At 34.4% G+C, this 25,657-nt stretch carries 16 protein-coding genes, 1 CRISPR repeat array and 1 riboswitch; of the genes, 8 read left to right on the top strand and 8 right to left on the bottom strand.

All coding sequences use genetic code 11. The features are described 5' to 3' along the window. Nucleotides 1–4 precede the first annotated feature (4 nt). Complete coding sequence (locus DICTH_RS00180; protein ID WP_012548799.1) at nucleotides 5–1,573, top strand: FMN-binding glutamate synthase family protein; 1,569 nt, start codon at nucleotides 5–7, stop codon at nucleotides 1,571–1,573. Nucleotides 1,574–1,628: 55 nt separating this feature from the next. Here the strand turns inward: DICTH_RS00180 and DICTH_RS00185 are convergent, their stop codons facing one another. Next, nucleotides 1,629–2,462 carry a hypothetical protein gene (locus tag DICTH_RS00185; protein WP_012546927.1) on the bottom strand — a complete coding sequence of 278 codons (834 nt, stop codon included), beginning with the start codon at nucleotides 2,460–2,462 and terminating at the stop codon, nucleotides 1,629–1,631. Nucleotides 2,463–2,584: 122 nt separating this feature from the next. On the opposite strand from DICTH_RS00185, the gene DICTH_RS00190 reads away from it, so the two are divergent. Together DICTH_RS00190 and DICTH_RS00195 are read left to right on the top strand one after the other, a co-directional pair. Beyond that, complete coding sequence (locus tag DICTH_RS00190; RefSeq protein WP_012548484.1) at nucleotides 2,585–3,793, top strand: glucuronate isomerase; 1,209 nt, start codon at nucleotides 2,585–2,587, stop codon at nucleotides 3,791–3,793. Then, entirely contained in the window at nucleotides 3,790–4,719 is a 930-nt protein-coding gene (locus tag DICTH_RS00195) for a calcium/sodium antiporter (RefSeq protein WP_012547612.1), read from the top strand. The genes DICTH_RS00190 and DICTH_RS00195 overlap by 4 nt, the downstream gene beginning before the upstream one ends. A gap of 44 nt (nucleotides 4,720–4,763) precedes the next feature. Here DICTH_RS00195 and DICTH_RS00200 read toward each other — a convergent pair whose 3' ends face one another. The 3 genes from DICTH_RS00200 to DICTH_RS00210 form a co-directional block, all read right to left on the bottom strand. Beyond that, complete coding sequence (locus tag DICTH_RS00200) at nucleotides 4,764–6,464, bottom strand: ABC transporter substrate-binding protein (protein ID WP_012547692.1); 1,701 nt, start codon at nucleotides 6,462–6,464, stop codon at nucleotides 4,764–4,766. A gap of 97 nt (nucleotides 6,465–6,561) precedes the next feature. Then, nucleotides 6,562–7,452 (bottom strand): carbohydrate ABC transporter permease, encoded by an 891-nt coding sequence (locus tag DICTH_RS00205; RefSeq protein ID WP_012548541.1) that lies wholly within the window; start codon nucleotides 7,450–7,452, stop codon nucleotides 6,562–6,564. Nucleotides 7,453–7,462: 10 nt separating this feature from the next. Further along, a complete protein-coding gene (locus tag DICTH_RS00210) occupies nucleotides 7,463–8,377 on the bottom strand; it encodes an ABC transporter permease (protein ID WP_012547413.1) in 915 nt (304 codons plus the stop codon). A gap of 150 nt (nucleotides 8,378–8,527) precedes the next feature. On the opposite strand from DICTH_RS00210, the gene DICTH_RS00215 reads away from it, so the two are divergent. Together DICTH_RS00215 and DICTH_RS00220 are read left to right on the top strand one after the other, a co-directional pair. After that, complete coding sequence (locus tag DICTH_RS00215; protein WP_012547275.1) at nucleotides 8,528–10,264, top strand: sensor histidine kinase; 1,737 nt, start codon at nucleotides 8,528–8,530, stop codon at nucleotides 10,262–10,264. Further along, a complete protein-coding gene (locus DICTH_RS00220; RefSeq protein ID WP_012546889.1) occupies nucleotides 10,254–11,744 on the top strand; it encodes a response regulator transcription factor in 1,491 nt (496 codons plus the stop codon). Before DICTH_RS00215 ends, DICTH_RS00220 begins: the two co-directional genes overlap by 11 nt. Nucleotides 11,745–12,156: 412 nt before the next feature. After that, nucleotides 12,157–16,178: a CRISPR direct-repeat array (repeat unit 30 nt; unit sequence GTTTGTAGCGTGCCTATAAGGGATTGAAAC). Between the two features lie 76 nt (nucleotides 16,179–16,254). On the opposite strand, the gene DICTH_RS00225 is transcribed toward DICTH_RS00220, so the two are convergent. Then, nucleotides 16,255–17,661, bottom strand: coding sequence for an alpha-L-fucosidase (locus DICTH_RS00225; RefSeq protein ID WP_012548705.1), 1,407 nt, complete (start codon nucleotides 17,659–17,661; stop codon nucleotides 16,255–16,257). Between the two features lie 67 nt (nucleotides 17,662–17,728). Next, nucleotides 17,729–17,792, top strand: a riboswitch (Fluoride riboswitch). Nucleotides 17,793–17,849: 57 nt separating this feature from the next. Here DICTH_RS00225 and DICTH_RS00230 point away from each other — a divergent pair. Together DICTH_RS00230 and DICTH_RS00235 are read left to right on the top strand one after the other, a co-directional pair. Next, complete coding sequence (locus DICTH_RS00230) at nucleotides 17,850–18,248, top strand: fluoride efflux transporter FluC (RefSeq protein WP_012547918.1); 399 nt, start codon at nucleotides 17,850–17,852, stop codon at nucleotides 18,246–18,248. Next, entirely contained in the window at nucleotides 18,245–18,607 is a 363-nt protein-coding gene (locus tag DICTH_RS00235; RefSeq protein ID WP_012547085.1) for a fluoride efflux transporter FluC, read from the top strand. The genes DICTH_RS00230 and DICTH_RS00235 overlap by 4 nt, the downstream gene beginning before the upstream one ends. Nucleotides 18,608–18,684: 77 nt before the next feature. Here DICTH_RS00235 and yicI read toward each other — a convergent pair whose 3' ends face one another. Next, entirely contained in the window at nucleotides 18,685–21,012 is a 2,328-nt protein-coding gene (gene yicI / locus DICTH_RS00240) for an alpha-xylosidase (RefSeq protein ID WP_012548151.1), read from the bottom strand. 12 nt (nucleotides 21,013–21,024) lie between these two features. Further along, on the bottom strand, nucleotides 21,025–23,808 hold the full coding sequence (locus tag DICTH_RS00245; RefSeq protein ID WP_012548261.1) for a glycoside hydrolase family 3 C-terminal domain-containing protein: 2,784 nt from the start codon (nucleotides 23,806–23,808) through the stop codon (nucleotides 21,025–21,027). A gap of 190 nt (nucleotides 23,809–23,998) precedes the next feature. Between DICTH_RS00245 and DICTH_RS00250 the strand changes: the two genes are divergently transcribed. Beyond that, on the top strand, nucleotides 23,999–24,922 hold the full coding sequence (locus DICTH_RS00250) for an ARPP-1 family domain-containing protein (RefSeq protein WP_012547206.1): 924 nt from the start codon (nucleotides 23,999–24,001) through the stop codon (nucleotides 24,920–24,922). On the opposite strand, the gene DICTH_RS00255 is transcribed toward DICTH_RS00250, so the two are convergent. Further along, nucleotides 24,900–25,652 carry an aminotransferase class IV gene (locus DICTH_RS00255; RefSeq protein ID WP_012548273.1) on the bottom strand — a complete coding sequence of 251 codons (753 nt, stop codon included), beginning with the start codon at nucleotides 25,650–25,652 and terminating at the stop codon, nucleotides 24,900–24,902. The genes DICTH_RS00250 and DICTH_RS00255 overlap by 23 nt on opposite strands. Nucleotides 25,653–25,657 lie beyond the last annotated feature (5 nt).

Genomic DNA, 25,657 nt, shown 5'->3' on the forward strand with positions numbered 1-25,657 from the left:
TTTAATGTCTTTTTCAAAGCCTAACTTTTCAGAAGCCACCCTTACTCGTTTACGTTTAAAGGACTATTCTCCATTTAGTGGGATGTGTGTAACTTGTCTTGATGGTTGTCCTGGCTATTGCGAAATAGCAAAATCAGGTGTTCGTGGTAGAGAATATATTTACCCAAAACCCTATGGAAAAGTAACTTCAGCCTCAGAAAAAGATTATCCTGTAGATTTCTCTCATTTTAATATAAACGGTACTTGTGTAGGAGCTTTAGGAGTAGAGCCAGATCCTGACAAAGCTACTTTTCCTGCTGTAGATATTGAGACAAGAATTGGAGATATTAAATTAAGAGGTCCTTGGTTTACCACTGGTCTTGGTTCTACCTTCATTGCAAGAGACAACTGGGAGGGTGTAGCAATTGGATCTGCTCTTTTTGGAACAATGGTTGGAGTAGGAGAGAATGTATGTGGTGTAGATCCTGATGCAGAAATTAAGAATGGTAAAGTAGTTAGATCTCCTGAGATGGAGAGGAGAATAAGATTATTTAAAGAGTGGCAAAGAGACAATTATGGCGGAGTTATAGTTCAGGAAAATGTTGAAGATTCGAGACTTGGTACTCTTGAGTATGTAATTGAGCAACTTGGAATTGAATTTGTAGAAATAAAGTGGGGACAAGGAGCAAAAGATATAGGAGGAGAAATTAAACTTTCTGATATAAAGAGAGCGAAGCAACTAAAAGATAGGGGATATATTGTATTTCCTGATCCCGATGATCCAATAATTCAGGATCTATATCAAAAGGGTGGAATTAAGGAATTTGAGAGACATTCCAGACTTGGAATGGCATCGGTAGAGGGATTTGTCAAGAGGGCAGAGGAGTTAAGGAAGAGAGGAGCAAAATATATTTCTTTGAAAACAGGTGCGTATAGGCCAAAAGATCTTGCTCTTGCTTTGAGAGCTGCCTCTGAGGGTAAAGCAGATCTTCTAATTGTAGATGGAGCAGGTGGCGGTACAGGAATGAGCCCATGGAGAATGATGAATGAGTGGGGAATTCCAACAGTTTATTTAGAAGCATTAACTTACAAATATGCTAAGATGCTTGCTGAGAAAGGAAAACATGTTCCAACAATAGCTATTGCTGGTGGTTTTACTCTTGAAGATCATATCTTCAAAGGTCTTGCATTAGGAGCTCCTTATGTAAAGCTTGTAGCTATGGGTAGAGCAACTTTAACTGCGGCAATGGTGGGAAAGAATCTTGGTGAATGGATTAAGAAAGGAACTATACCTAAGGAGTATGCAGAGTATGGAAACGATATAGAAGAGATATTTGTAGCAGTAGCAGAAATAAAGAAAATTCTTGGAGATGATTGGAAGAAAGTTCCACCTGCTGCTCTTTCAGTGTATGGATATTTTGACAGACTTGCAGTGGGGTTGAAACAATTTATGGCTGGTGCAAGAAAATTCAAGCTTGAGTATATTACAAGGGATGATATTGTAGCTTTGACTAAGGAAGCAGCAGAAGTAACAGGTATACCTTACGTAATGGATTTAGACCACGAGGAGAGTATGAAGATTTTATTCGACTAGTTTTATATTCTCCAGAGACTAAGGGGAGAGAAGTATTTCTCTCCCCTTTTATTTTTTATAATCCTATACCTATTCCTAAAGTAAATACATGAGATTCTTCTATAGTGATTGGTTTTGGTAGTTTTTCAGGAGAAACATTTATCTTTAGGTCTACAGGTCCTTCTAAAATGTAGCTCATGTTGTTTATAGTAGCTCCAGGAAAATGATAGTAAGTTAATTCCAAAAATATTCCAGAGTATATGTAGTACTTCATACCTATAGAAAAGAAAAACTTATAATCTGTTTCTCCCCTGACCTTTAAAGGTGTTCCCGGCTCATAGAAGTACCCATCCCAATATAATCCTGGATCTCCATACCAGGAAGGTTTTAAGGTATCGGCTGTGGTATTGAGATAATAGTATGCTCCACCTAAAGTAGTAAATATCCACAATCTAGGTAAGACCTTTACACTTAGATATACTCCTACTGCGACTCCCATTAGATTATCATAATCGTAGTCATGAGTTATAGATCCTATTTCCTCAAAAATCTTAGTCTGAAAGTATCGTTGAGAACTGCTAAATCCAATGCTCAGATTATCATTGTAAAATAAGGGTATTCTTAGGGTTAGAGGCATATAAGAAGTCTTAGTATGGTTGGCATTTTGATTAATGTAAAAAGTATAGTCGTCACCATATTCGTCAATTACTGTAAAAGATGTATTTAACGAGTCGTTATAGATGTAGGTATCTCCATATATATTTCCTTGTAATGTTAAGTTCCAGTGATAGAGGTTTTCTAAAAAACTATCCCAATCAAATCCAAAGGCTTTAGAAGAATAAAAGGAAGAGAGTATAACTGTGGTAAATATAATCAGGAGTGTCTTTTTGATTTTAAGATTTTTAATCATGCACTCTCACCTCCCTGAAGTATTGCTATAGATGATGTTAAGAATTAATGGGGTCAAATTAGGTCCTTGTATTTTTCTTTTTCTTGTAAAACTTAATTTGATAATGTATGATATTTTTTGTTATGGTTGATAAAAGAAATTTAGAAGAGAAAATTAATAAAGTTTTAGAAAAAATAAAAATTATAGATATACATACCCATCTTTTTCCTCCTTCTTTTAAGGATCTATTCCTCTATGGTATAGATTATCTTCTTACCTATCATTACCTTATCGCAGAGACTGTAAGATATTTACCTATTTCTCCCGATGATTTTTATAATCTTTCTTTGAAAGAGCAAGCAGAATTAGTATGGAAGACTCTATTTGTAGATAGATCTCCTATAAGTGAGTCTGCAAGAGGTATAGTTACTATATTAACTGAAGTTGGGGTAGACTTTGAAAAGAAAGATCTTTCTTTAATAAGAGCATATTTTGATAAGATTGATATGGAAAGCTATGTGGACTTAATTTTTGAGAAGGCAAAAATTGATTATGTTGTGATGACCAATGATCCTCTTGATGAAAATGAGATGAAATATTGGAAATGTAATATTTTTAAGGATAAGAGATTTCGTCCATCGCTTAGGCTTGATAGGTTAATAAATGACTGGGAGAATATTCGTGAATATTTAAAAGTTAAAGATTACAAAGAAATTAAGGATCATCTTGATAAATGGTTTTTAATGATAGAACCTCTTTATATTGCTTTATCCTTTCCTCCCGATTTTAGGTATCCTGATGATATGCTTAGAAGTAGATTGTTAGAAGAGATCATGCTTTATGCTGAAGAGAGAAAAGTTCCTATAGCTTTAATGATTGGAGCAAAACGTTCGGTAAATCCTTCCCTAAGACTGGCAGGAGATAGTGTGGGTAAAAGTAATATTGAGAGTATTGAAAATCTTTGTAGAAGTTTTCCTAACAATAAGTTTATGGTTACGATGCTTTCTAGGGAGAATCAACATGAACTTTGTGTAACTGCAAGAAAGTTTAAAAATTTAATGATCTTTGGATGTTGGTGGTTCTTAAATACCCCAAGTCTTATTGAGGAGATAACTAAGATGAGACTTGAACTTCTTGGCTTTTCTTTTATTCCTCAGCATTCCGATGCAAGGGTGTTAGAACAGCTTATTTATAAATGGAAACATAGCAAAGAAATTATCAAAAAGGTGCTTTATGATAAATATCTGGCTTTGATAAGATCAGGGTGGACCTTAAAAGAAGAAGATATAGAAAGAGATATAACTCAACTATTTAGGAAAAATTTTGAAGATTTTATCTTCTCAAAACAATGATTTTAAGCAGTATACTATTTAACATTCTTCTATTTATCTTAGGACTAATCTTTTTGATTAGAGGATCTGATCTTTTTATTGAAAGGCTAAAATTAATAGCTAAAAAAATGGGAGTAAGCGAGTTTGTTGTTGGTGCTATACTTGCAAGTGTTGCAACTACGCTTCCTGAAATAAGTGTTTCTATAATATCTTCTCTTCAAGGGGAAAGTTCTTTGGCGATTGGTAATGCTCTTGGTAGTGTTTTATTTAATATTTCTGTTATTCTTGGGGTTTCTTCACTGATTATGCCTATTAAGGTAGATGAAAAGGGTTGGAAAAATTCTCTATTACTTTTTTGCATATCTATTATTTTTGGTTTTGCGGCTATAGATAGATATTTATCTCGGTGGGAGGGTTTAATTCTTTTAATTTTGTATGGGATTTTTGTAAAAAGAACTTTAAAGGGAGAATGGGCAAATCAAAAAGAGCATAAGAAAAAAATTTTGGTAAGAGATATTGTTTATGTTTTCATCACGGGAGGAATAGTAGTTTTAGGATCTAAACTTTTAGTAGATAGTGCTGTGTTTTTTGCAAGGATGCTAAAAATTTCGGAGATGATAATTGGGCTTACCATTGTAGCCTCTGGCACTTCTTTACCTGAGTTTGTGAATACCATTACTTCAATAAGGAAGAAAACTCCCAATATTGGGGTTGGAAATATAATAGGAGCATGTATTCTTAATATCTTAATTGTCTCTGGGGTTGCAATCTTGATAAATCCAGTAATCTTGGCTAAGAAATTTTTATATTTAGCCTTACCTATTATTTTACTAATAGTTCTTGCTTTAACAATTTCTCTAAAAAGAGATAACATTATTGGGAGAAAAACTGGTTTAATCTTTTTAGTTTTGTATGCTCTGTTTTTTATACTAAATTGGAGAATATGAAAGTGAATGAATTAAAGTAGGGGGGGATTTTACCCCCCTACTTTTTACTTTTTCCAGAACTCAACCATTTCTCTTATTTGTTTTGTCTTATATTCCTCGTATTTCTTTGCTCCTAGATCGTCCAATCCTTTTAGGAATTCGTTCCATACTTTGTCAAATTCCTTTGTAGGTGCCATTACTACCTTTGGAATGTTTTTAATTACATAGTCAAATAGTTTATTACCTATAGCACGCATATCCTCATCAGGTGTAGGATACATCCATAAGTATCCCCAAGTTTTTACTGGATACTCTTCTGCTTTAGGGAATAGATCTTTCCAAATTTCTGCTTTGTACGCTGCAAGTACTTTTTTCTCAACCTCGGTGTAATTCTTTCTAATATCCTCTTTGGTGGTATCTGGTACTACGGGGTTTCCGGTAGAGTCTATGTAATAGTTGGGGAGTCTTGGCCATGGATATACGTATACTCCTATTCCTGTTTTTCTACCAAAGTATGGATCAGTTCTTCTTGCTTGATCCACATCTGGCAGGAATTGTCTTTTACCATTAACATATATGTGGTGTACGCCTTCTATTCCCCATTGTCTTAATATATTGGCATCTTCTGTACATAACCAGTCTAAGAATTTTATTGCCCTCACTGGATCTTTACAGCTCTTAGTTATGGCTATTCCCCAGCCTCCTGTATATCCTACTCTTACGTCGGGCGGTGCTTGTTTTATTCTTTCACTTACTGTTACAGGATAGTATCCATACATGTATTCATACTTTCCTGCTCTTCTTAAGGCAGTTATAGGCTCTCCTATAGCCCAACCAGCGTCAATCAAAGCAAGTACTCTTCCACTGGCAATTTTAGCTTTATAGGTATCTTCCTTTTGTATGAAGGTTTCTTTATCTAAGAGTCCCTCATTCCACATACGGTTTAACCATCTAAAATATTCCTTTTCTATAGGTCTCTTGTAGTGGAAAGTGCATTTTAAGGTTTTTGGATCCACATATAATTCTCCATCATCGGGTGCTCCTGTAGCCTGAAAAGCAGGATTTGTAACACTAATCACTGTTCTCCAATCGTCAGCACATAGGGTAAGAGGTATGGTAGGAAGTCCATCAGTAGTAGGATGTTTCTTATAGTAAGCTTTTATAGCATTTTCGAAATCTCTTAGAGTCCTAATTCTTGGATATCCAAGTTCCATTACTACTCTGTGTTGAAGCATGAAGCCTCCATTTACATCTAAGGTTCGATCATTATCAGTGGTAAGACCAAGGCAGTAAATATGAGGATCTTCTTTACTCCATTTTAACCTTTTTAGATTTTCTCCATAGGCTTTTTTGATATTTGGAGCATATTTTTCTATTAAATCATCAAGAGGTATTAAAGCTCCTGCATCTTTTAATAGAGATAGATCTCCTTTTGCATATATTATGTCTGGATAATCTCCACTTGCAGCCATTATTTGTATTTTTTCTCTTACAGCGGCCTGGTTAGGAGCATACTCTATATCTAATGTTACTCCTGTAAGTTCTTTAATTTTTTGGGCAACAGGACTCTTGAATTGATCATCATTAGGGTTTACTTCTCCTATATATACTTTGAAGGTTATAGGTTTATTTGCTTCTGGTGTGGGATTCATAGGCTTATATAATTTAGCTTGAGCACTTACTTCTCTTATGCTTACACTTACTATAAGACTAAATACCAATGTAAAAGCTAAAAACCAGCTTAGAAATCTTTCAAATTTTTTCAATTTGTATCCCCCCTTAAAGATGTTTTATTACTTAGATCTTAGAGATTTTTTAATAGAGAAATCTTTTTTCAAACACCCCCTTTCTTATTATGTATCATTAGTTCTTTATAGCTCCGAGAGTCATTCCTTTTATGAAATATTTTTGTAGAAATGGATAAACCAGCACTATAGGTAGAGTAGTTATTATAGTCATTGCCATTCTTAAAGATTGGGGAGTTACTCTCATGGTTCTTGTAGGATCTAAGTTACTGTAGTAATCAATAGTGGTAGAGCTTGCTGCTGCATTGGCTAAGATTTTTTGAAGTTCATATTGAAGAGTGGTTAAGTTTTTGTTTCCCCCACAATAAAGGTAGGTATCAAACCAGGAGTTCCAATGTCCTACTGCTATAAATAATGCGATCGTTGCTAAAACTGGAATACAGAGAGGTAAGATCACTTTTAGAAATATTACAAAATCATTTGCCCCATCAATCATGGCTGACTCTTGTAATTCCGAAGGAAGAGTTTCAATGTAGGCTCTTACTACAATTAAGTTAAATGGATTTATAAGTCCTGGAAGGATGTATACAAGAAAATTGTTCATAAGCCCAAGGCCTCTTATCAAAAGATATTCAGGAACTAACCCTCCTCCTACATACATAGTTATGATGAATAGGGTTGTAACAAGTTTTCTTGCAAAGAAGTCTTTTCTACTTAATACGTAAGCTACAATAGCGGTGGAAAAGACACCTGTTATGGTACCTATTACAGTCCTTAATGTGGATATTAAAGCAGCTCTTCCTATGCTGGGATAGTTAAAAATTTCTTTATAGTTATCTAGAGTAAAAATTCTTGGAAAGATTGTAATACCGCCTTTAATGGTGTCAAAGGGATCATTTAGCGATACTGCTAATACATATAAGAAAGGGTATAAAGTGATCACTACTAAAAGAATCATTAAACTGTAGTTTATGACATCGAATATTTTCTCTCCAAGGCTTCTTTTCATAGTAAGCCTCCTAAATAATTTTGTGACCTGTTACTTTTTTACTTACTTTGTTAGCTGAAAACAGTAAGATCAAGCTTATCACTGATTTAAATATTCCTGCTGCAGTACCAAAAGAGAATCTTCCGGCTCTTATTCCATAATCAAGAGCATAAAGGTCTATCACATCGGATACATTCCTTACTGCAGAGGTTCTCAAAAGGAACTGTCTTTCAAAACCTATATTTATAATGTTGCCTATACTTAGGATTAATATCATAATTACCGTTGGCATTATTCCAGGTAGGGTTATATGCCATATTTTTCTAAATCTGCTTGCTCCATCAACCTCTGCTGCCTCATATAATTCAGGATTAATAGCTGTCATTGCAGCTAAAAATATGATTGTGTTCCATCCTAACTCTTTCCATATATCAGAAAATACTACAATCCACCAGAAATATTTAGGTTCTCCAAAAAAGAGAATAGGTTGTTTTATAAGTCCCAATTTTAATAAGGCGTAATTTACTACACCGTCAGGGGCAAGCATGGCATGTACAATACTTGCTACTATTACCCAAGAGACAAAATGGGGAAGATAAGAGATAGTTTGTACTGTTCTTTTGAAAGTATTATGCCTTATTTCATTAATAAGAATAGCGAGAATAATAGGAAGAGGAAATCCAAAGATAAGGCCTAGTAGACTCATGGCTAATGTATTTCTCATTACAAGGTAAAATTCAGGGTCGGAAAACATCTCTTTAAAATATTTTAGGCCTACCCATTGTTGTTGAAATATAGGAATACCAGGTTTATAGTTTTGAAAAGCGGTAATCCAGCCCCATAGAGGTATGTATCTGAAAATAATAAGCCATACCACAAAGGGAAAAATCATTAATATTAAGTATTTTTGTCTTCTTATTATTTTTAATACTTGTGCAAATTTCATTTTTTAATCCCCTTTTAGGTATTTCTTTTAAGTTATTTGTTAACATAAAAAATCAAACAAAATAACCCTAAAAATTTGACATTTTTATCCCGTAAAAATAGATTTTTTATAATTTACATGAAATAATTAAAAGTTCTATACTAATATCAAATGTTTAAGTTTCAAGACTTAAAAATAAGAGAAAAGTTAATACTATCTTTCTTAGTGGTATCTTTTATACCAATACTAGTATTAGGTGCTGTAACAATTATTCATTTTAGGAATTTTGCCTTAAATTCCTCTGCAAAAGAAATTTACAATGAACTAAGTTTTGCAAAATTTAAGATTATGGAAATGACTAATGAGGCAGTAAATATAGCAAATAAATTAATGATTGATCAAAGATTAAAGGAAATTTTGCTTTACCGATATAAGTCACCCTTAGAAGCTTATTTAAAGTACTCTCAGTATAAAGATATAGAAAACTATAAAACCTTATATGCAAACTCTATTTATCGTATAAGGATATATTCCGAAAATCCTACTATTTTAGAAAATGGGGTGTTCTATAAGGCTACTAAAAAAATTAAGGAAAAAGATTGGTATAAACTTGCAGTTAATCTTAATGGTTTTATTATATGGGATTTGGTTCGTCAGGATGAGGACATTTATTCGGATTACTATTTTAGCCTTATAAGGCTACTAAGGGATGTTTATAATGAGAGATTTGGAGTTTTGGTAATTAATTTGAATAAGTTAGAGATGAAAAGTATACTTAATCATACTTCTTATGACACTCTATTAGTTAATAGTGATGGTCTTGTCATTTTCAGTAATAAGGAAGATTTTATAGGAAAGACTTTTGATATAGATCTTCAAAGAATTTTATCGGACAAAGGATATACTTATGATTTAAACAATAAAAAATATCTAGTTTTTGGAGTATACCTTCCATTAACGGGCTATAATAAAGATTTTTACCTTGTTTCTATGGTTCCCATGGAGATAATTATGAGAGAGCCTCAAAGAATGCAAAGATTTGCTTTAACGATGGTTTTTATTGCTTTTGCTGGATCAATGTTTTTTACAGGCATCTTCTCGAGAAGTGTAAGTAGAAGGATAGGAATTTTAAACAAAGCAGTAGACAAAATATCTCATGGGAATTGGGATTTAGATATTCCTTTGCAGGGTGGAGATGAAATAGGAAGACTCTCTGAAAATGTAAAGATGATGGCAAAGAATATTAAAAGATTAAATGAGCTTCTGATGAAACAAAAAGATATGAAATTTAAGGTTTTAACCAATCAACTTAATCCTCATTTCTTGTTTAATACGTTAGAAACCATACATATGATGGCTGTATGTAATGAACAAAAAGAAATTGCTGATATGGTTTTAAAATTAGGAAAAATTCTTAGGAAAACAATAGAATCAAAAGGTACTCCTATAAAGCTTGAATCTGAAATAGAGCTTGTTAAGAGCTATTTAGAAATTCAAAAGTATAGATTGGGAAGATTGAATTATGATATAGAAATTCTTACAGATATAAGTGAAATCTATGTTCTACCTTTTTTGATTCAACCGATAGTAGAAAACTCTATTATTCATGGTCTGGAAAATAAAAAAGATGGTGGCTTTATAAAGATAAAGATATTTAAAGAGGATGAAAGACTTATAATCTCAGTAGAAGATAATGGGATAGGCATGAGTAAAGAAAAAATCGAAAGTTTATTATCTAATTCTGATGGTGAAAGTTCTAAAATCGGTATGAGAAATACTTTAGAAAGAATCAAGTTATTTTATGGGGAAGAGTATGGGATTAATATAGAAAGCTCTGAAGGTAATGGTACAAGGGTAGATATAATTCTGCCGTATCCACCTAGGAGGGAGATGGGAGATGTATTATAAAGTTCTTATAGCAGATGACGAGCCTGTGATAAGACAGGGTTTAAAAAAGATTGTGAACTGGAATGCTCTGGGATTTAAAATTGTGGGGGAGGCAGAGGATGGGGTTGAAGCTTTGGATAAGGTGCGTAAGCTTGATCCTGATCTATGTGTTATAGACATAAGAATGCCAGGTATGGATGGGCTTGAATTGATTTCAGAGATAAGAAAATCTAAAAGCGAGATTAAGATAATTATTCTTACAGGGTATCCCGAATTTGAATATGCCCAAAAAGCAATCAGTTTAGGAGTTCAGAGTTATATGTTAAAGCCTGTAGATCCGCAGATTCTTAAGGATGAATTAACAAAAATTTATGAGGATTTAGAAAGGAAAAAATTTTTGTTTGAGGGATCTAAAGAGAAGATTCTGGAGAAACTTTTAAAGGGTCAGATAAGCTTGACTGAGAAAGATGTAAGCAAGTTACTTAATTTTGACCTTTCTTGGGACTCTTATCAGGTAGTTTTGATGTCTTCAGATAATGAAAATGTAGATAAGTATGAAATTTCCCAAGAATTAAAAAAATTTTTTCCTATTTCTTTCATGATAGATGGAACCTTAGGTTTTGTGATAGAAGACTTTAAAAAGGATAATAGAAAAATAACATCTCTTAGAAATCACTTAAAAAATAAATTCAAAGAGTATTTTATCTTTTCAGTTGGAGATAAGGTTCTTTCTATTTCTCAAATTAACTATTCTTATGAAACCGCTCTTTCTTTGCTTCGTAAAAGATTTTTATGGGAAAATAAAGGCTTTTTATTATACCCATGTAAGAAAGTTAACGTAAATAATTTTACCCATGTTGATATAACTGATGAAGTAATCTGTGCTCTGGAATCTTGTGATTTTATTAAATTGGAAACTTTATTAGAGAAAAAAATGAGATACCACATGATGAGAGAAGAACAGGAACAAGAGATTAAATTAAGTTATTTCGAATTATATATAAATGTAATTACTGCCTTTCTAAAAAAATATCCCAAATTTAAGGAATATTCTTCAAAATATTTGAAAAAGAGATTGTTTGAAGGATTTTATTCTAAAAGAACTCTTTTAGATTTACACAATTATGTAAAAGATCTACTATTAGAATTATCAAAAGATCTTTTTGATATTTTGGGAACTTCTCCTCTTGGAAAGATTGCGGAATATATAGAGGCTAATTATTATAAGGATTTAAGGTTAAGAGAAATTGCTAAAGAATTTGGCTATAATCCATGTTATCTTGGAAAGATTTTTAGAAAGTATATGGGAGAGAATTTTAACACCTATTTAGATAAGGTAAGAGTAAATAAGGCAAAAGAACTCCTAATAAGTGGAGGAAAGGTAGGAGAGGTAGCAGAAAGGGTAGGCTATAAAGATATAGATTATTTTATTATGAAGTTTAAGAAATATACGGGAAAAACTCCCAAAAACTATATTAAAGAGATAACAGGTTCACTTTAAAATTTGTGCTTATTTTCTGAATTTTTCCTCTTGAGCATTTTGTTACAATTGGAAATCTATTTTAATTATGTATTTTACTATATTTTTTGAGATCGACAGAAAATGTAACAAAAATTTTAAGGGAAAAACGGATAAAATGTAGGTAAATACTATTTTTCATTTAATTTTAACCCCTAAAATGTCATAAATTGTGTTGATATCTAATTTGGACTTTATTTTATCTTATTCTTAAAAGTTTATTTTTCTGTCGACCTCCAATAACCCCAAAACCCCGGGGGATCGACAGAAAAGTAATTTTTAGCATGAAATCCTCTTTACTACTTAATTTTTTTGTGATATATTATCCTTAAAATTGTAGCTTTCCTATGAGGGTATTAAAATAAATTTTGTAGCGTTTATGTAGTGTTAACGAGTTTGTAGCGTGCCTATAAGGGATTGAAACAGTGATAGTGGAAAAGTACAAAGTGGATCTTTGTTCGTTTGTAGCGTGCCTATAAGGGATTGAAACAGCTTTTCAAAAATCTGATATGCTCTTGTCCTAGAGTTTGTAGCGTGCCTATAAGGGATTGAAACAATGTAAACATAAGTGATATATATGTAACAGTAATTGTTTGTAGCGTGCCTATAAGGGATTGAAACTTAGTTGCGAAGTTCATTCTTAAAAAAGTTAAACCTGTTTGTAGCGTGCCTATAAGGGATTGAAACGGTACAGTTAGGAATGAATATGCAAGGCACTTTTAACTCGTTTGTAGCGTGCCTATAAGGGATTGAAACAGCTCTCCCAAGATGGCTAATAAAGGGGGTTAGAAAAGTTTGTAGCGTGCCTATAAGGGATTGAAACAAATTTACAGGAATAAGAAGCAAGATTTTTACTTTTGTTTGTAGCGTGCCTATAAGGGATTGAAACTGGAAACTTTTTTTAGCCCCGTATCCTATGAATTGCGTTTGTAGCGTGCCTATAAGGGATTGAAACGTGTAATACCAAAAAGAGTCTAATAAATCATTTGGCGTTTGTAGCGTGCCTATAAGGGATTGAAACTATAATTTGTGAATAAACTACAAATGACCAATCGTTGTTTGTAGCGTGCCTATAAGGGATTGAAACCTCCCTGATTTTATGTACGAAGCTGACGTTATTTTTGTTTGTAGCGTGCCTATAAGGGATTGAAACGGTGCAAAACCTCCCGTATCAACCAAAAAAATTGCGGTTTGTAGCGTGCCTATAAGGGATTGAAACAGGAGGTGATATAGAGGTGAGGATAAGAAAGATCACAGTTTGTAGCGTGCCTATAAGGGATTGAAACATATCTCTCTTATGCGGGGAAGAGCGACACCACGTAGGTTTGTAGCGTGCCTATAAGGGATTGAAACAAGCCCCCCAGCTTTCCAAAGATGAGTAAGCCTAGAAGGTTTGTAGCGTGCCTATAAGGGATTGAAACTTGTCCTCTCACCTCCCTATCACATAACAAGTTAACTTGTTTGTAGCGTGCCTATAAGGGATTGAAACTATATCGTTTCAAAATCAATCCCAACGTTGCAATTCCGTTTGTAGCGTGCCTATAAGGGATTGAAACGGAGAAGCCTATTCAGAAGCCTGAGATGATCCGCATAGTTTGTAGCGTGCCTATAAGGGATTGAAACCTTTTTCTACCGCCCTTATTCTTTTCCTTATTTTTCCTGTTTGTAGCGTGCCTATAAGGGATTGAAACATTTGACTGATGAGGAATGGGAGAAGGCGAGAAGGCAGTTTGTAGCGTGCCTATAAGGGATTGAAACTTTTACCCTTCTCCTTTCATTTTCTATTTTTGTAATGTTTGTAGCGTGCCTATAAGGGATTGAAACAAAAATAAAAAAAGTAGGTGAAAAAGAATGTTATATCGTTTGTAGCGTGCCTATAAGGGATTGAAACGGTGCAAAACCTCCCGTATCAACCAAAAAAATTGCGGTTTGTAGCGTGCCTATAAGGGATTGAAACGTCTCTTCTTTTTAGGTGTAGCTTTTTGTAACCCTTGTTTGTAGCGTGCCTATAAGGGATTGAAACAGGTTGGACATGCGTTCCCAATCTGCGAAGAATACAAAGTTTGTAGCGTGCCTATAAGGGATTGAAACGAGGTAGAGCTTGCAGTTCCTTTTGCGCCGTTCCTTGTTTGTAGCGTGCCTATAAGGGATTGAAACAAGCTTTGGCAAAAGATAAAAATAGAAGTAGCACTGGTTTGTAGCGTGCCTATAAGGGATTGAAACTTGCTTTTCGTAGTGTAAGGTCAATTGTGCCGTAGGTGTTTGTAGCGTGCCTATAAGGGATTGAAACAGTGGTGTGGGAAGTTCTAAACTAAACCAGTGATAAGTTTGTAGCGTGCCTATAAGGGATTGAAACAGAGATAAATCTTTCTGAACGATACATTGCGAGGAGGTTTGTAGCGTGCCTATAAGGGATTGAAACCGGAGTGTTAGGGTCAAAATTGGAGTGTTTTTCCAGGTTTGTAGCGTGCCTATAAGGGATTGAAACGATGGACTGGTAGAGAATATACATATTACGAAAGGGGTTTGTAGCGTGCCTATAAGGGATTGAAACTTGCGCTTCTAAGAGTTTTCATAGGGGGGAGGTAGAGTTTGTAGCGTGCCTATAAGGGATTGAAACTGGGACGGCTTGCGCCGTCCCAAGTTAAAACTCACAGTTTGTAGCGTGCCTATAAGGGATTGAAACAATAAAAAAAGGAGGAATGTAAAAAATGGCTGAACAAAAACGTTTGTAGCGTGCCTATAAGGGATTGAAACGGAAGTTCTCTCGATATGCCTTAAATTCATTCACAAGTTTGTAGCGTGCCTATAAGGGATTGAAACTCAAGATCTTGCCAGTGTATGCAGAACTGAATTCAAGTTTGTAGCGTGCCTATAAGGGATTGAAACAGCTTCTCTAATAGCTCTATGATCTCTGGATAGACTAGTTTGTAGCGTGCCTATAAGGGATTGAAACCAGTAGGATTTTGGAGGATAGACAGCACATATGGGAGTTTGTAGCGTGCCTATAAGGGATTGAAACCGTAGAACAGGTGAAGGAGTGGAAAAGAAGTTTAGAGCGTTTGTAGCGTGCCTATAAGGGATTGAAACTCTTTGCTCCTGGTTTACACCACTCAGGAGCAAAATCGTTTGTAGCGTGCCTATAAGGGATTGAAACTGTTCTGTACGCTCTTTATGTAGATACCAGCCTGTTGTTTGTAGCGTGCCTATAAGGGATTGAAACTGCGCTCTTCGTTTGCTTTCGAGAGCGTTCTGCCTACTGTTTGTAGCGTGCCTATAAGGGATTGAAACGAGGAACCGCAGAAAGACAAAACGTACGTTATAGGCGTTTGTAGCGTGCCTATAAGGGATTGAAACGACATCTTTTTATGAAACCTAAACAAATTCTTATTTGTTTGTAGCGTGCCTATAAGGGATTGAAACCTACTTATCCAGACCCTGAGAAAAAAGAAATTTTCAGTTTGTAGCGTGCCTATAAGGGATTGAAACTTTGCCCGACAATACTCTATCATTTCTTTTAATTCTTTGTTTGTAGCGTGCCTATAAGGGATTGAAACAAAACTTGAAAAATTTTCTTAAAAATATGGCTAAAGCGTTTGTAGCGTGCCTATAAGGGATTGAAACCCATTGTGCCAATAGGAGCTTCAGGTCTTTCGTCCGTTTGTAGCGTGCCTATAAGGGATTGAAACATTTTGGCAGTTAAAACATCAAGCTTTTGGAGAAGTGTTTGTAGCGTGCCTATAAGGGATTGAAACTATGATTTGAGAATATGCAAGGTAAGACCAATCGTTGTTTGTAGCGTGCCTATAAGGGATTGAAACTAAGCCTTTGTGCTTCTTCATAAGGAAATCCTGCTAGTTTGTAGCGTGCCTATAAGGGATTGAAACCTACGTTTGCAAGTAGCGGTATGCTATTTAATAGTCGTTTGTAGCGTGCCTATAAGGGATTGAAACACCTCAACCCTACCATAAATATCAACCTCATCTCCCGTTTGTAGCGTGCCTATAAGGGATTGAAACTTGCATACGGCGCCAAGAAGGAGAACCTAAACAAAAGTTTGTAGCGTGCCTATAAGGGATTGAAACCAAGGCATATAGGGAAGGGATTACGGATGTCTGGGGGTTTGTAGCGTGCCTATAAGGGATTGAAACTTGAATGGGACTTGGGTATCGAGCAAATAAGACATAAGTTTGTAGCGTGCCTATAAGGGATTGAAACAAGAAAAAGAGGGGAAGGAGAGCCCAAGGAGAAAACGTTTGTAGCGTGCCTATAAGGGATTGAAACATAATGAAATCTTTAAGCTTTTCTTTTGTTCTCCTTGTTTGTAGCGTGCCTATAAGGGATTGAAACGGATAACCAAGCACATCATCGGCAAATTTAGGATCTGTTTGTAGCGTGCCTATAAGGGATATGGTGTCAAAATTTGACCTTTTGTGGTCTCTTGAATGTAAAAAAAAGATAGAATGTAAAAATATAAGAAGGGCAAATCTCCTTATCTTCCTAAGATCTTAAATGTTATAGGATAGTTTAATTTTTCTACCTTAGGAATCTTCACCTTTAATCCTTCTTCACTTCTCTCAAATCCAACTTCTCCTTTTAACTCCAAAATTTCCACCTTTGCTATTTCCTTTTGATAAAGGGTAAGGTCAGTACTTAGAGATTTTATTATTACCTCATCTTTTTCTGGTTTGTTCATAAGAATTGCATAAAGAATATCTCCCTTGGTGGTAAATCTAAAATCTTTGTCGGTGTAAATAACCTCTTTTTCACTGAAAGATCCTACATTCCCTTTGGTAGGTCCTTCTCCGTAAATTCTCCAGGGCCTTGAGCCGTATATGGCTTCGCCATTTATAAGTAGCCATTCTCCTATCTCAAGGAGGGTCTTTTGAGCAGGCTCTGGTATTGTACCGTCTGCTTTTGGTCCTACATTTAGTAGAAGGTTCCCATTTTTGCTTACTATATCTACAAGTTCCCATATTATTTCTTTTGCAGGCTTATAAATGTCATTTTCTATGTATCCCCAGGATAGTCTGGATATGGATGTATCGGTCTGCCAATATATAGGATCAATATCTCCTAACTTTCCTCTTTCCACATCAAAAACAGCGCATTCTCTTGGTACTGCATTTAATTTATAGTTTATTACTACTCCTTTTCCCCATTCATGGGCTCTGTTGTAGTAATAAGCAAAAAACTTTTTAAGGTATGGTTCAAAGGCAGGTTGTTCTATCCACCAGTCAAAGTATACAAGTTGAGGTTGATATTTATCTACTATCTCAAAGAGGCGAAGGAGCCAATCCTCTAAAAATTCTTCGTTAGGTTGCATAGACTCTGGTTGGGCAGGCCCATAGAGGTCAAAGTACTCTTTGTCTCTTACATCAGAGTCAAATTTCATTCCTTCATGAAAAAACCACCAATGTTCTGCTCTATGATAAGATACTCCAAAGGTAAGAAAATTATCTCTTACTGCTTTTGCTAGTTCTCCAATAATATCCCTTTTAGGTCCCATTTTGCTTGCGCACCATCTTGTAAAACTACAGTCGTACATGGCAAAGCCATCATGATGTTCTGCTACTGGTACTACATATTTTGCACCTGCCTTTTTGAACAGATCTGCCCATTCGTAGGGGTCAAACTTTTCGGCCTTAAATAGGGGAATAAAATCTTTGTATCCAAACTTTTTGTGTTCACCATAAGTTTTTAAATGATGTTCATATTCAGGGCTTCCTTCTACATACATATTTCTTGAATACCATTCACTTCCAAAGGCAGGGACAGCATATACTCCATAGTGTATAAAAATTCCAAATTTAGCATCTTTATACCATTCGGGAATTTTATAGTTTTTCAATGATTCCCAAGTGGGTTCAAAAGGACCTTCTGGCATTTTATATTTCATACATTGTCCTCCTTTAAAATTTTTTAATATAAATAGAATTGTTATCTTCTTATTTTGATTATATAATATCACAAGTGGCGATGGAGTCCGCCATATAATTGCCGATAAAGGCTGATGACTCCTACTTATGTTGTGTAAAGCAACATAGGTAGGAGTTTTTTATTTTTATTGGAAAGGAGGCTAACTGGGTGAAAAATATTATTGCAATTTCTATTGGAGCCTTCTTTGGAGCTGTTTGTAGATTTGCTATATCTCGGTTAAATTTTGGTTCTTTTCCTCTTACTACACTTTTTGTAAATGTTTTAGGTAGCTTTATTTTAGGACTTATTACAGAAATAATATTAGAGCATATAAGGATGACAGAGACATTGAGACATATGATAATAACAGGTTTTATAAGTAGTTTTACTACTTTTTCTAGTTTTATCCTTGAAATTATAGAACTCTTGATTAGGGGTGAAATTACAATTGCTATTTTATATCCTATTTCTTCTATTTTGTTGGGACTTTTGGCTTTCATATTAGGGGTTAGGATGGCAGGGGTTATCTCTGTAAAGCAGAGAAAGGAGGAGTGTGAACTGATATGATTTATATTATTGTTGGCTTGGGAGGGACCATTGGAGCTATACTAAGATATTTAGTGGGGAATATATTTAAGAAATTTACAGAGAAGCATGGTATTGTTACGTTTTTTATAAATATTACAGGGAGTTTTTTAATAGGATATTTTTCTACAAGGCAAATTCCGGAAGAGTTTAGGTATTTTTTGATAGCTGGTCTTCTTGGAGGCTTTACTACATATTCGACTTTTATGTCTGATATCGTGAAATATTTAAGAGAAAGAAAGCACTTTGAGGCTTTTGTTTACATGTTTTTTTCTATATTTTTAGGGATAATAGCTGCTGGACTGGGCATTGCTTTAGCAAATGGTATATGGAAAGCTTAGATTTTTAATGTTCTTATTAAGTCCCCAGGATTTCCTCCTGGGGACTTTTAAGGGAAGAGGGGGGAGGAAGGTAATTATTACAACTCTATGATAATTTCTCTTATCTTCTTCTCAGGAATAATCCTTGTCCCTTTTTCTGTTTTTTCTAATTTCCCACCTTTGACATCTTTGATTCCATTTATGTTGAAGAGGAGTATGGAGTAAGGCTTCCCAGAGTCTTTCTCTACTTCTATTTTTATTATGTTATTTTCTTTGATGAGATTTATTTTTAAATCTATTTTTCTTTGTTGGTTATAAACTTCACAGGATATATTTTTTCCTTCTTGAGGCTCAAATACATGTAAAGTTACGTTATCAGCATAATCATAGTCAGGTTTTTCCTTGTTCTCTCCAACGGCAATAATACTTCCTGGTCTTGCCATAAGAGGAAGGGAGAAGTAGTCAAATTTTTCTTTATACCATTTGCCTCCTTCTTTTTTCTCTCCAGTTAAGATGTTTGTCCATGTTCCTACATTGGGAAGATAGTATTCTACTTCGCCAGTTTCTGAAAATATTGGGGCCACAAGCAAGGAATCTCCAAGCATATATTCTCTATCTAAGAAATGACATGTGGGATCTTCTTCAAATTCAAGTACCATCGCTCTTAACATTGGAATTCCTTTTTCAACTGCTTCTATCGCTTTTGCATATAAATATGGCATGAGACTACATTTTAGATTTACAAAGAATCTTAATACATCTACTGCCTCTTCATCATATAGCCATGGTACTTTATAATCGTGGTTTCCATGAAGTCTGGAGTGAGAGGAGAGAAGTCCAAAAGCAACCCATCTTTTATATAAATCAGGAGTTGCAGAGCTATCAAATCCTGCTATATCATGACTCCAAAAGCCAAAGCCACAAAGACTTAAAGATAAACCTCCTCTTAAGGTTTCTGCCATGGATTCATAGGTAGATAGGGAGTCTCCTCCCCAATGCACAGGGAATTTTTGACTTCCTGCAGTGGCAGATCTTGCAAATACTATAGCATTCTCCTCTCCAAGTTCTTCCTTGAGAGTCTCAAAAACAGTCTTATTATAAAGATATGTATAAAAGTTGTGCATTTTTTCTGGATCTGAGCCATCGTAGTAAACCACATCGGTAGGTATTCTTTCTCCAAAATCAGTTTTGAAAACATCAACGCCCATTTTAATTAATCTTCTTAGATGTTTGGAATACCAATCTCTTGCAGAGGGGTTAGTGAAGTCCACAATTCCCATGCCAGGTTGCCATTCATCGGTTTGCCATACACTACCATCAGGCTTTTTCAAGAGATATCCTTTTTCCTTTCCTTCCTCAAAGAGTTTTGATCTTTGGGCAATATATGGATTTATCCATACACATATTTTCAATCCCTTTTCCTTTAATCTCTTTAGCATCTCCTCTGGATTTGGAAATACCCTATCATCCCATTCAAAGTTTACCCAGTGATACTCCCTCATCCAGAAGCAGTCAAAGTGAAAAACATGAAGGGGAATATTTCTTTCTTTCATTCCCTCTATGAAGCTTGTTACAGTCTTTTCATCATAATTTGTTATGAAGGAGGTAGTAAGCCAAAGCCCAAAAGACCAGGAAGGAGGAAGGGAGGGTCTTCCTGTAAGTAAAGTGTAGTTTTCAAGAACTTCTTTTAAATTATCTCCTCCGATTATAAAGTAGTTGATTTTTTCTCCAGGAATACTGAATTGTACTCTTTCTACATGCTCCGTAGCGATCTCAAAAGATACTTTCTCAGGGTGATTTACAAAGACTCCATAATCTCTATTTGTTACGTAAAAAGGAATATTTTTATAGGTTTGATCAGATACTGTACCTGCATCTGCATTCCACATTTCAATACTTTGGCCATTTTTAATAAAAGGTCCAAATCTTTCTCCAAGTCCATATATTAGTTCTCCTACCGCAAGGTCAAGGCTTTCCACCATATATTTATTTTTACTTTCATCTATGGCGTATGCCATATGTTTGTAGCCTGAAGAAGTTAATTTTTTGTCTTTCCAGTAGAAAGTATATTGAAAAGTGCCTTTTTTATTGATCTTTACTTTTAGGCTTCCTGCCTTTAAGGTAATGGAATCTTCCTCATCTAATATCTCCGGTTTATAGTTTTTATCTCTATTTATTTCGAAATTAGGTCCTTTTTCTACTACTCCTTTAAAATGATAAGATGTTATCTCTATGATGTTGGGAAAGGGTGAAGAAAAATGAATTTCAAAGAGAGGACCATATAGAGTTTCTCCTCTATTTTTGACAAAACTTGAAGGAGCATAAACAACAAGCTCTTTTTCTTTTATTTCATAATCCCACAAAATACATGGATAGTGAATTCTAATGCCCTCTCTTACTCTCCAATGTCCATCAGTAAATTTCATACTTTCCTCCTCCTATTCAAATCTAAACCAGTTTATTTTTAGTCCCTTTTCTCCTTTTATATATAGATCTTGAATACCCTCAATGTGCTCCCCTAAAAGATAAACGATTTCTTTCCACTCATTATTAGTATCTAAAACTTCAAAGGAAAATTCTTTTCCTATTTTGCTGAAAATTAAAACTATTTTGGAGTGATTTGAGGAAAGTTCCATGACTACCTTTTTAGGTTTGTTTTTAAACTCAAAATCCTTGAAAAGAATGAAAGAGTCGTTATCATTGAAAATTACGTATGTTTCTTTAAAGCTTCTTTTGGTATTAAAGGATACATTATGGTAGTCGTCAAAATTTATAGCCTTTGTACTTTTAAAGGGATCTCTATTTTTAATCTCCTCTCCATCTATGTGAAATTTATCCCTTAATCTAATATCCTTAGAAGATGCTCCGATTAAGATTTCATACTCTCCTTTTTCTACCATATATCTTTCTTCTCTCACATCCCATATAAAAAGTTCTGATATGGGAATTGTTATATCTACTTTTACCCTTTCTCCTTTGGGGACAAAAACTCTTGTAAAGCCTTTTAGTTGTATATTAGGCCTCTTAACTTTTGAGTTTAAGGCTTTTATATATACTTGAGGTACTTCTTCAGAGTCCATGTCTCCGATATTTTCTATTTCAAAACTTAATTTTATTTCCTCATTTAATTTGAAGTTTTTAGAGTTTAAAATTAAGTTTTTATATTCAAATTCTGTATAGGTTAACCCGTGACCAAAGGAGAAAAGAGGTTCTTTGTCAAAATACATGTAGGTTCTTTTGCCTCTAATTATATCGTAGTCAGTAATGGGAGGGATATGGTGAATGGATCTGTACCATGTCATATTTAATCTTCCTGCAGGTGAAAAGTTGCCTAAGAGTATATCTGCTATAGCATTTCCCATTTCCTGTCCTCCGTGGGATGACCAAAGAATTGCTGGAATGTGGTCTTTTTCCCAACAAATAGCATAGGGATAACTACTTATTACCAATAGGACTATATTGGGATTTACTTTAAATATCTCTCTTACCAAGTTTTCTTGGTGTTCAGGAAGTACAATGTCAATTCTGTCTTCATCTTCTCTCCCGTTTACTAAAGGGTTATTTCCTACACAGAGTATTACTATATCGGAATTTTGGGCAATTTCACAGGCTTTTTCTATACCCTTTTCTACTTTTTCGAAGATGAATTTTTCTTCAGGAAGGTTTTCAAAGCTATCTTTAAACTTGAGTATATTTCCTTCCTTTTCATCTATGTAAGCATATTTTCCATTCCAGGTTTTAATTAAATAGGTACCATCTCCGATAGGATCAATATTAAAAACTTCTTTTACAAACCATCCAAATACTTCCTCCGCAGAGGAAAGGATAGCAGAGGTAGAATCATCGGCAGTTAGGTATTTGCCATTTGCTATTCCTTGGAGACTTTTCTTTCCCCATCCCCAGTCTATGTATTTAAAAACTTCCTTTTCCGTAATGTTATCACTTACAGCCCAGACAGGACTTATTCCTGATTCTATAACTCTTAAGTATTTGTTATTTTTCACTGACTTTATTGCTACGATATCATATGAGTCGTGATATAGAATTTCTTTGTTATAAAGCCTGTTTATTATTCCTTGTAATACTGATACCTTGTAAGGATATGTTCCACTGTACCAGTCATTGTAGTTTTTATTTGCAAGGGGACCTATTACTGCAATTTTGTTTATTTTTTCTTTTTTAAGGGGTAAAAATTTATTTTCATTTTTGAGAAGAACAACTGATTTTAATTCCGCCATATAAGCGAGTTGAGAATGTTCATTATTACAAATTTGGTTTGGTGGTACATAAAATCTTTTACTTATTTCTTCGTCAAATTCACCCAGCCTAAATCTTACTTTAAGAGAGTTTGATATGGCTCTATCTATATCTTCTTCAGTGATTAATCCTTTTTCTAAAGCTTGCCAGGCAGACTCGATGACCAGGTCTGGATTGTCGGTAAAGGCGTCTATCCCAGCCTTTAAAGCATAGGCAAGAGTTTCATAATGGTTTCCAAAGGTTTTATGAGAGGTAACTGTTTGGCTAAAGTCTGCAGCATCGGTTACAACACATCCTTCAAGTCCAAATTTTTCTTTTATTACCTCTCTTACAATGGGATTTATAATGCAAGGGATTCCATTAACTGCATTATAGGCTGTCATAATGCATTGGGCCCTATATTTCTCAATTACTCTTCTAAACACCTCAAGATAATATTCATACATATTTCTTGGGTCTATATCGGCCGAAAACTTATCTCTATCTTTTTCGTTGTTATTGGCAAAGAAGTGTTTGGGGGTCATTGCGGTTTTTAAATATACAGGATCATCTCCTTGCATACCTTGTATATAGGCACCTGCCATTTCAGAGGCAAGAAAAGGATCTTCTCCATAACCTTCTTCGGTTCTTCCCCAGCGAGGATCTCTTAACATATCTACGGTAGGAGCCCAAAGCATTAGGCCTCCAATCTTTCCCCTCATATAATAGTAGGCTCTTGCCTCTTGAGAAACCGCATTACCTATTTTCTTCATAAGTTCTCTATCAAAAGAAGAGGAAAGACCAATAGGTTGAGGAAATACTGTTGCCTTTCCAAGCCAGGCAACACCATGAGCTGCCTCTCCCCCAATATAAAATTCTCTAATATTGAGTCTTGGAATTTCTGCTTGTCTTGTGGGAAGGAGTTTTATCTTTTCCTCAAGAGTAAGTTTAGATATAAGTTCTTTTACCTTCTCTTCAATATTCATAACTAAGAAATCCTCCCTGTGATATTTTTTAATGCTTGATTATATAACTTTTACAATATCTTTCTAAATCACAATATTTTTATTTTTTAACACAAAATTGAATAGTTTATGTTGAATTTTGAAAGGTCTAATTTTGACCCCACATAGTATTTATAATTATCTTGAAAAATTTTAAGGGGAGGTTTTAAGGTTGAAGATAGATAAAATCTTTTCAAATTTAGAGGTTATGAAGCCTCAGAGTTTTGAAGATATGGTTGTTTTTCCTTTAAGCCTTAAGATTGATAATATACCTTACTTTATTACTCTTGACTCTGCCCTAAAAACAAGAAAATTCTTAATAAAAGAGGTACATACCTTTGGAGAGGTACCTGTTTTAAAAGTTATAAACCATTTGTCGGAACAAGTTTTAATTTTAGATGGAGAAGAGCTTAGAGGTGGTAAACAGAATAGGGTAGTAAATACTTCCATTCTTGTTAAGAAGAATAGTGAGTTAGTTATTCCTGTAAGTTGTACGGAGGCTCACAGATGGCATTATATTTCCGATGTTTTTGAAGATCCAGATGTAATTCCTATAGAAATTAGAAAGGGAAAGACTGAGAGTTTATTGAGAAATTTACTTTCGAAGGGTGAATTTAAATCAGATCAAGGTTTGATTTGGGATATGATAAATAGGTATCACATGGATTATGATGTCGATTCAGAAACTTCTGCCATAAGAGATGTATATGAAAAAGAGAAAGATAAATTAAAGGATAGACTTAATAAATTCCCCTATATTGATGGGCAAAATGGTATCCTGGTTTATGTGGATGGAAGGTTTGAGGGAGTGGATATAGTGCCCCTTACTTCTGCTTATAAAGAACTGCATGAAAAATTAATAAAAAGCTATATTTTTAGACGTCCTTTAAAGAAAAAGAATAATCTTTTTAAGGATGAAAATGAAAAAATATTTGATGAGATAAGTAAGATTGAGCCATTGAAGTTTAAATCTGTAGGGCTTGGATGGGATCTTCGTTATGGCGATGATAAATATATAGGTTCAATGCTGGTTTATAGAAACAAGCCTATACACATTAACTTTTTAAGAAGGACTATGTATTCCAAGGCCGTTTGAAGATTTCAAATTCTGTCAATTTTAAAGAGAATTCTCTAGAAGGAAAATTTATATTTTCTATATTGTTTACAGGGAATGCTCCAGCTATGCTTGTGGTTATGAAGCATTCTTCCATATGTTTTATATCTTCTATTTTTAGGAAGGATATGTGTATTTTGTAGCCTAAAATTTTAGTTGTTTCAATCACTTTTTTTCTCATAGTACCAGGTAAAAGCCCATTTTGAATGTGGGGAGTGTAGATATTTTTTTCTCTTCTGAAAAAGATGTTTCCAAAAGCAGTCTCGGTTATAAACTCTTTCTCGTTGAGAAAAAGACAGGTATCAAAACCCATTCTTTGGGCTCTTTCTTCCTCTATTACGTTTATCCCCATGTTAAAGGTTTTAATATAATTAAGGATATTATTGGAGTGTTTTTTGACTTTTGATATTTTAATAGAAAGTCCCTTATTATATATCTCTTTGTTATACTTTATTTCTTTCTCTTTTATGATAGGTTTATCCTCTTTAAAGTATATTCTTAGCGCTCCAAAAGGCTTTTTTATTTTTGCTAAATACTCTTTTAGATGTTCTTCAAACTTTTCTAGGGTTATTAAAAAAGGAAGATTCAATATTTTAAAGGCTCTCTTCATTCTTCTATAATGCTCAGGTACAAGATGTATATTGTTATTCTCAAAGTATAGTGTTTCATAGGGAATTAAGCCGAAATTGTATATGTATTCTTTTCTTTCCAAAGGGA

It is taken from the genome of Dictyoglomus thermophilum H-6-12, from assembly GCF_000020965.1.
Taxonomy (GTDB): Bacteria; Dictyoglomota; Dictyoglomia; order Dictyoglomales; family Dictyoglomaceae; genus Dictyoglomus; species Dictyoglomus thermophilum.

Excerpts from the sequence above, each read along its gene's own strand:
- DICTH_RS00180 (WP_012548799.1), top strand. The coding sequence starts at position 5 with ATGTCTTTTTCAAAGCCTAACTTTTCAGAAGCCACCCTTACTCGTTTA.
- DICTH_RS00245 (WP_012548261.1), bottom strand. The coding sequence starts at position 23,808 with ATGAATATTGAAGAGAAGGTAAAAGAACTTATATCTAAACTTACTCTT.
- DICTH_RS00195 (WP_012547612.1), top strand. The coding sequence starts at position 3,790 with ATGATTTTAAGCAGTATACTATTTAACATTCTTCTATTTATCTTAGGA.
- DICTH_RS00220 (WP_012546889.1), top strand. The coding sequence starts at position 10,254 with ATGTATTATAAAGTTCTTATAGCAGATGACGAGCCTGTGATAAGACAG.
- DICTH_RS00205 (WP_012548541.1), bottom strand. The coding sequence starts at position 7,452 with ATGAAAAGAAGCCTTGGAGAGAAAATATTCGATGTCATAAACTACAGT.
- DICTH_RS00185 (WP_012546927.1), bottom strand. The coding sequence starts at position 2,462 with ATGATTAAAAATCTTAAAATCAAAAAGACACTCCTGATTATATTTACC.
- DICTH_RS00225 (WP_012548705.1), bottom strand. The coding sequence starts at position 17,661 with ATGAAATATAAAATGCCAGAAGGTCCTTTTGAACCCACTTGGGAATCA.
- yicI (WP_012548151.1), bottom strand. The coding sequence starts at position 21,012 with ATGAAATTTACTGATGGACATTGGAGAGTAAGAGAGGGCATTAGAATT.
- DICTH_RS00235 (WP_012547085.1), top strand. The coding sequence starts at position 18,245 with ATGATTTATATTATTGTTGGCTTGGGAGGGACCATTGGAGCTATACTA.
- DICTH_RS00215 (WP_012547275.1), top strand. The coding sequence starts at position 8,528 with ATGTTTAAGTTTCAAGACTTAAAAATAAGAGAAAAGTTAATACTATCT.
- DICTH_RS00210 (WP_012547413.1), bottom strand. The coding sequence starts at position 8,377 with ATGAAATTTGCACAAGTATTAAAAATAATAAGAAGACAAAAATACTTA.
- DICTH_RS00190 (WP_012548484.1), top strand. The coding sequence starts at position 2,585 with ATGGTTGATAAAAGAAATTTAGAAGAGAAAATTAATAAAGTTTTAGAA.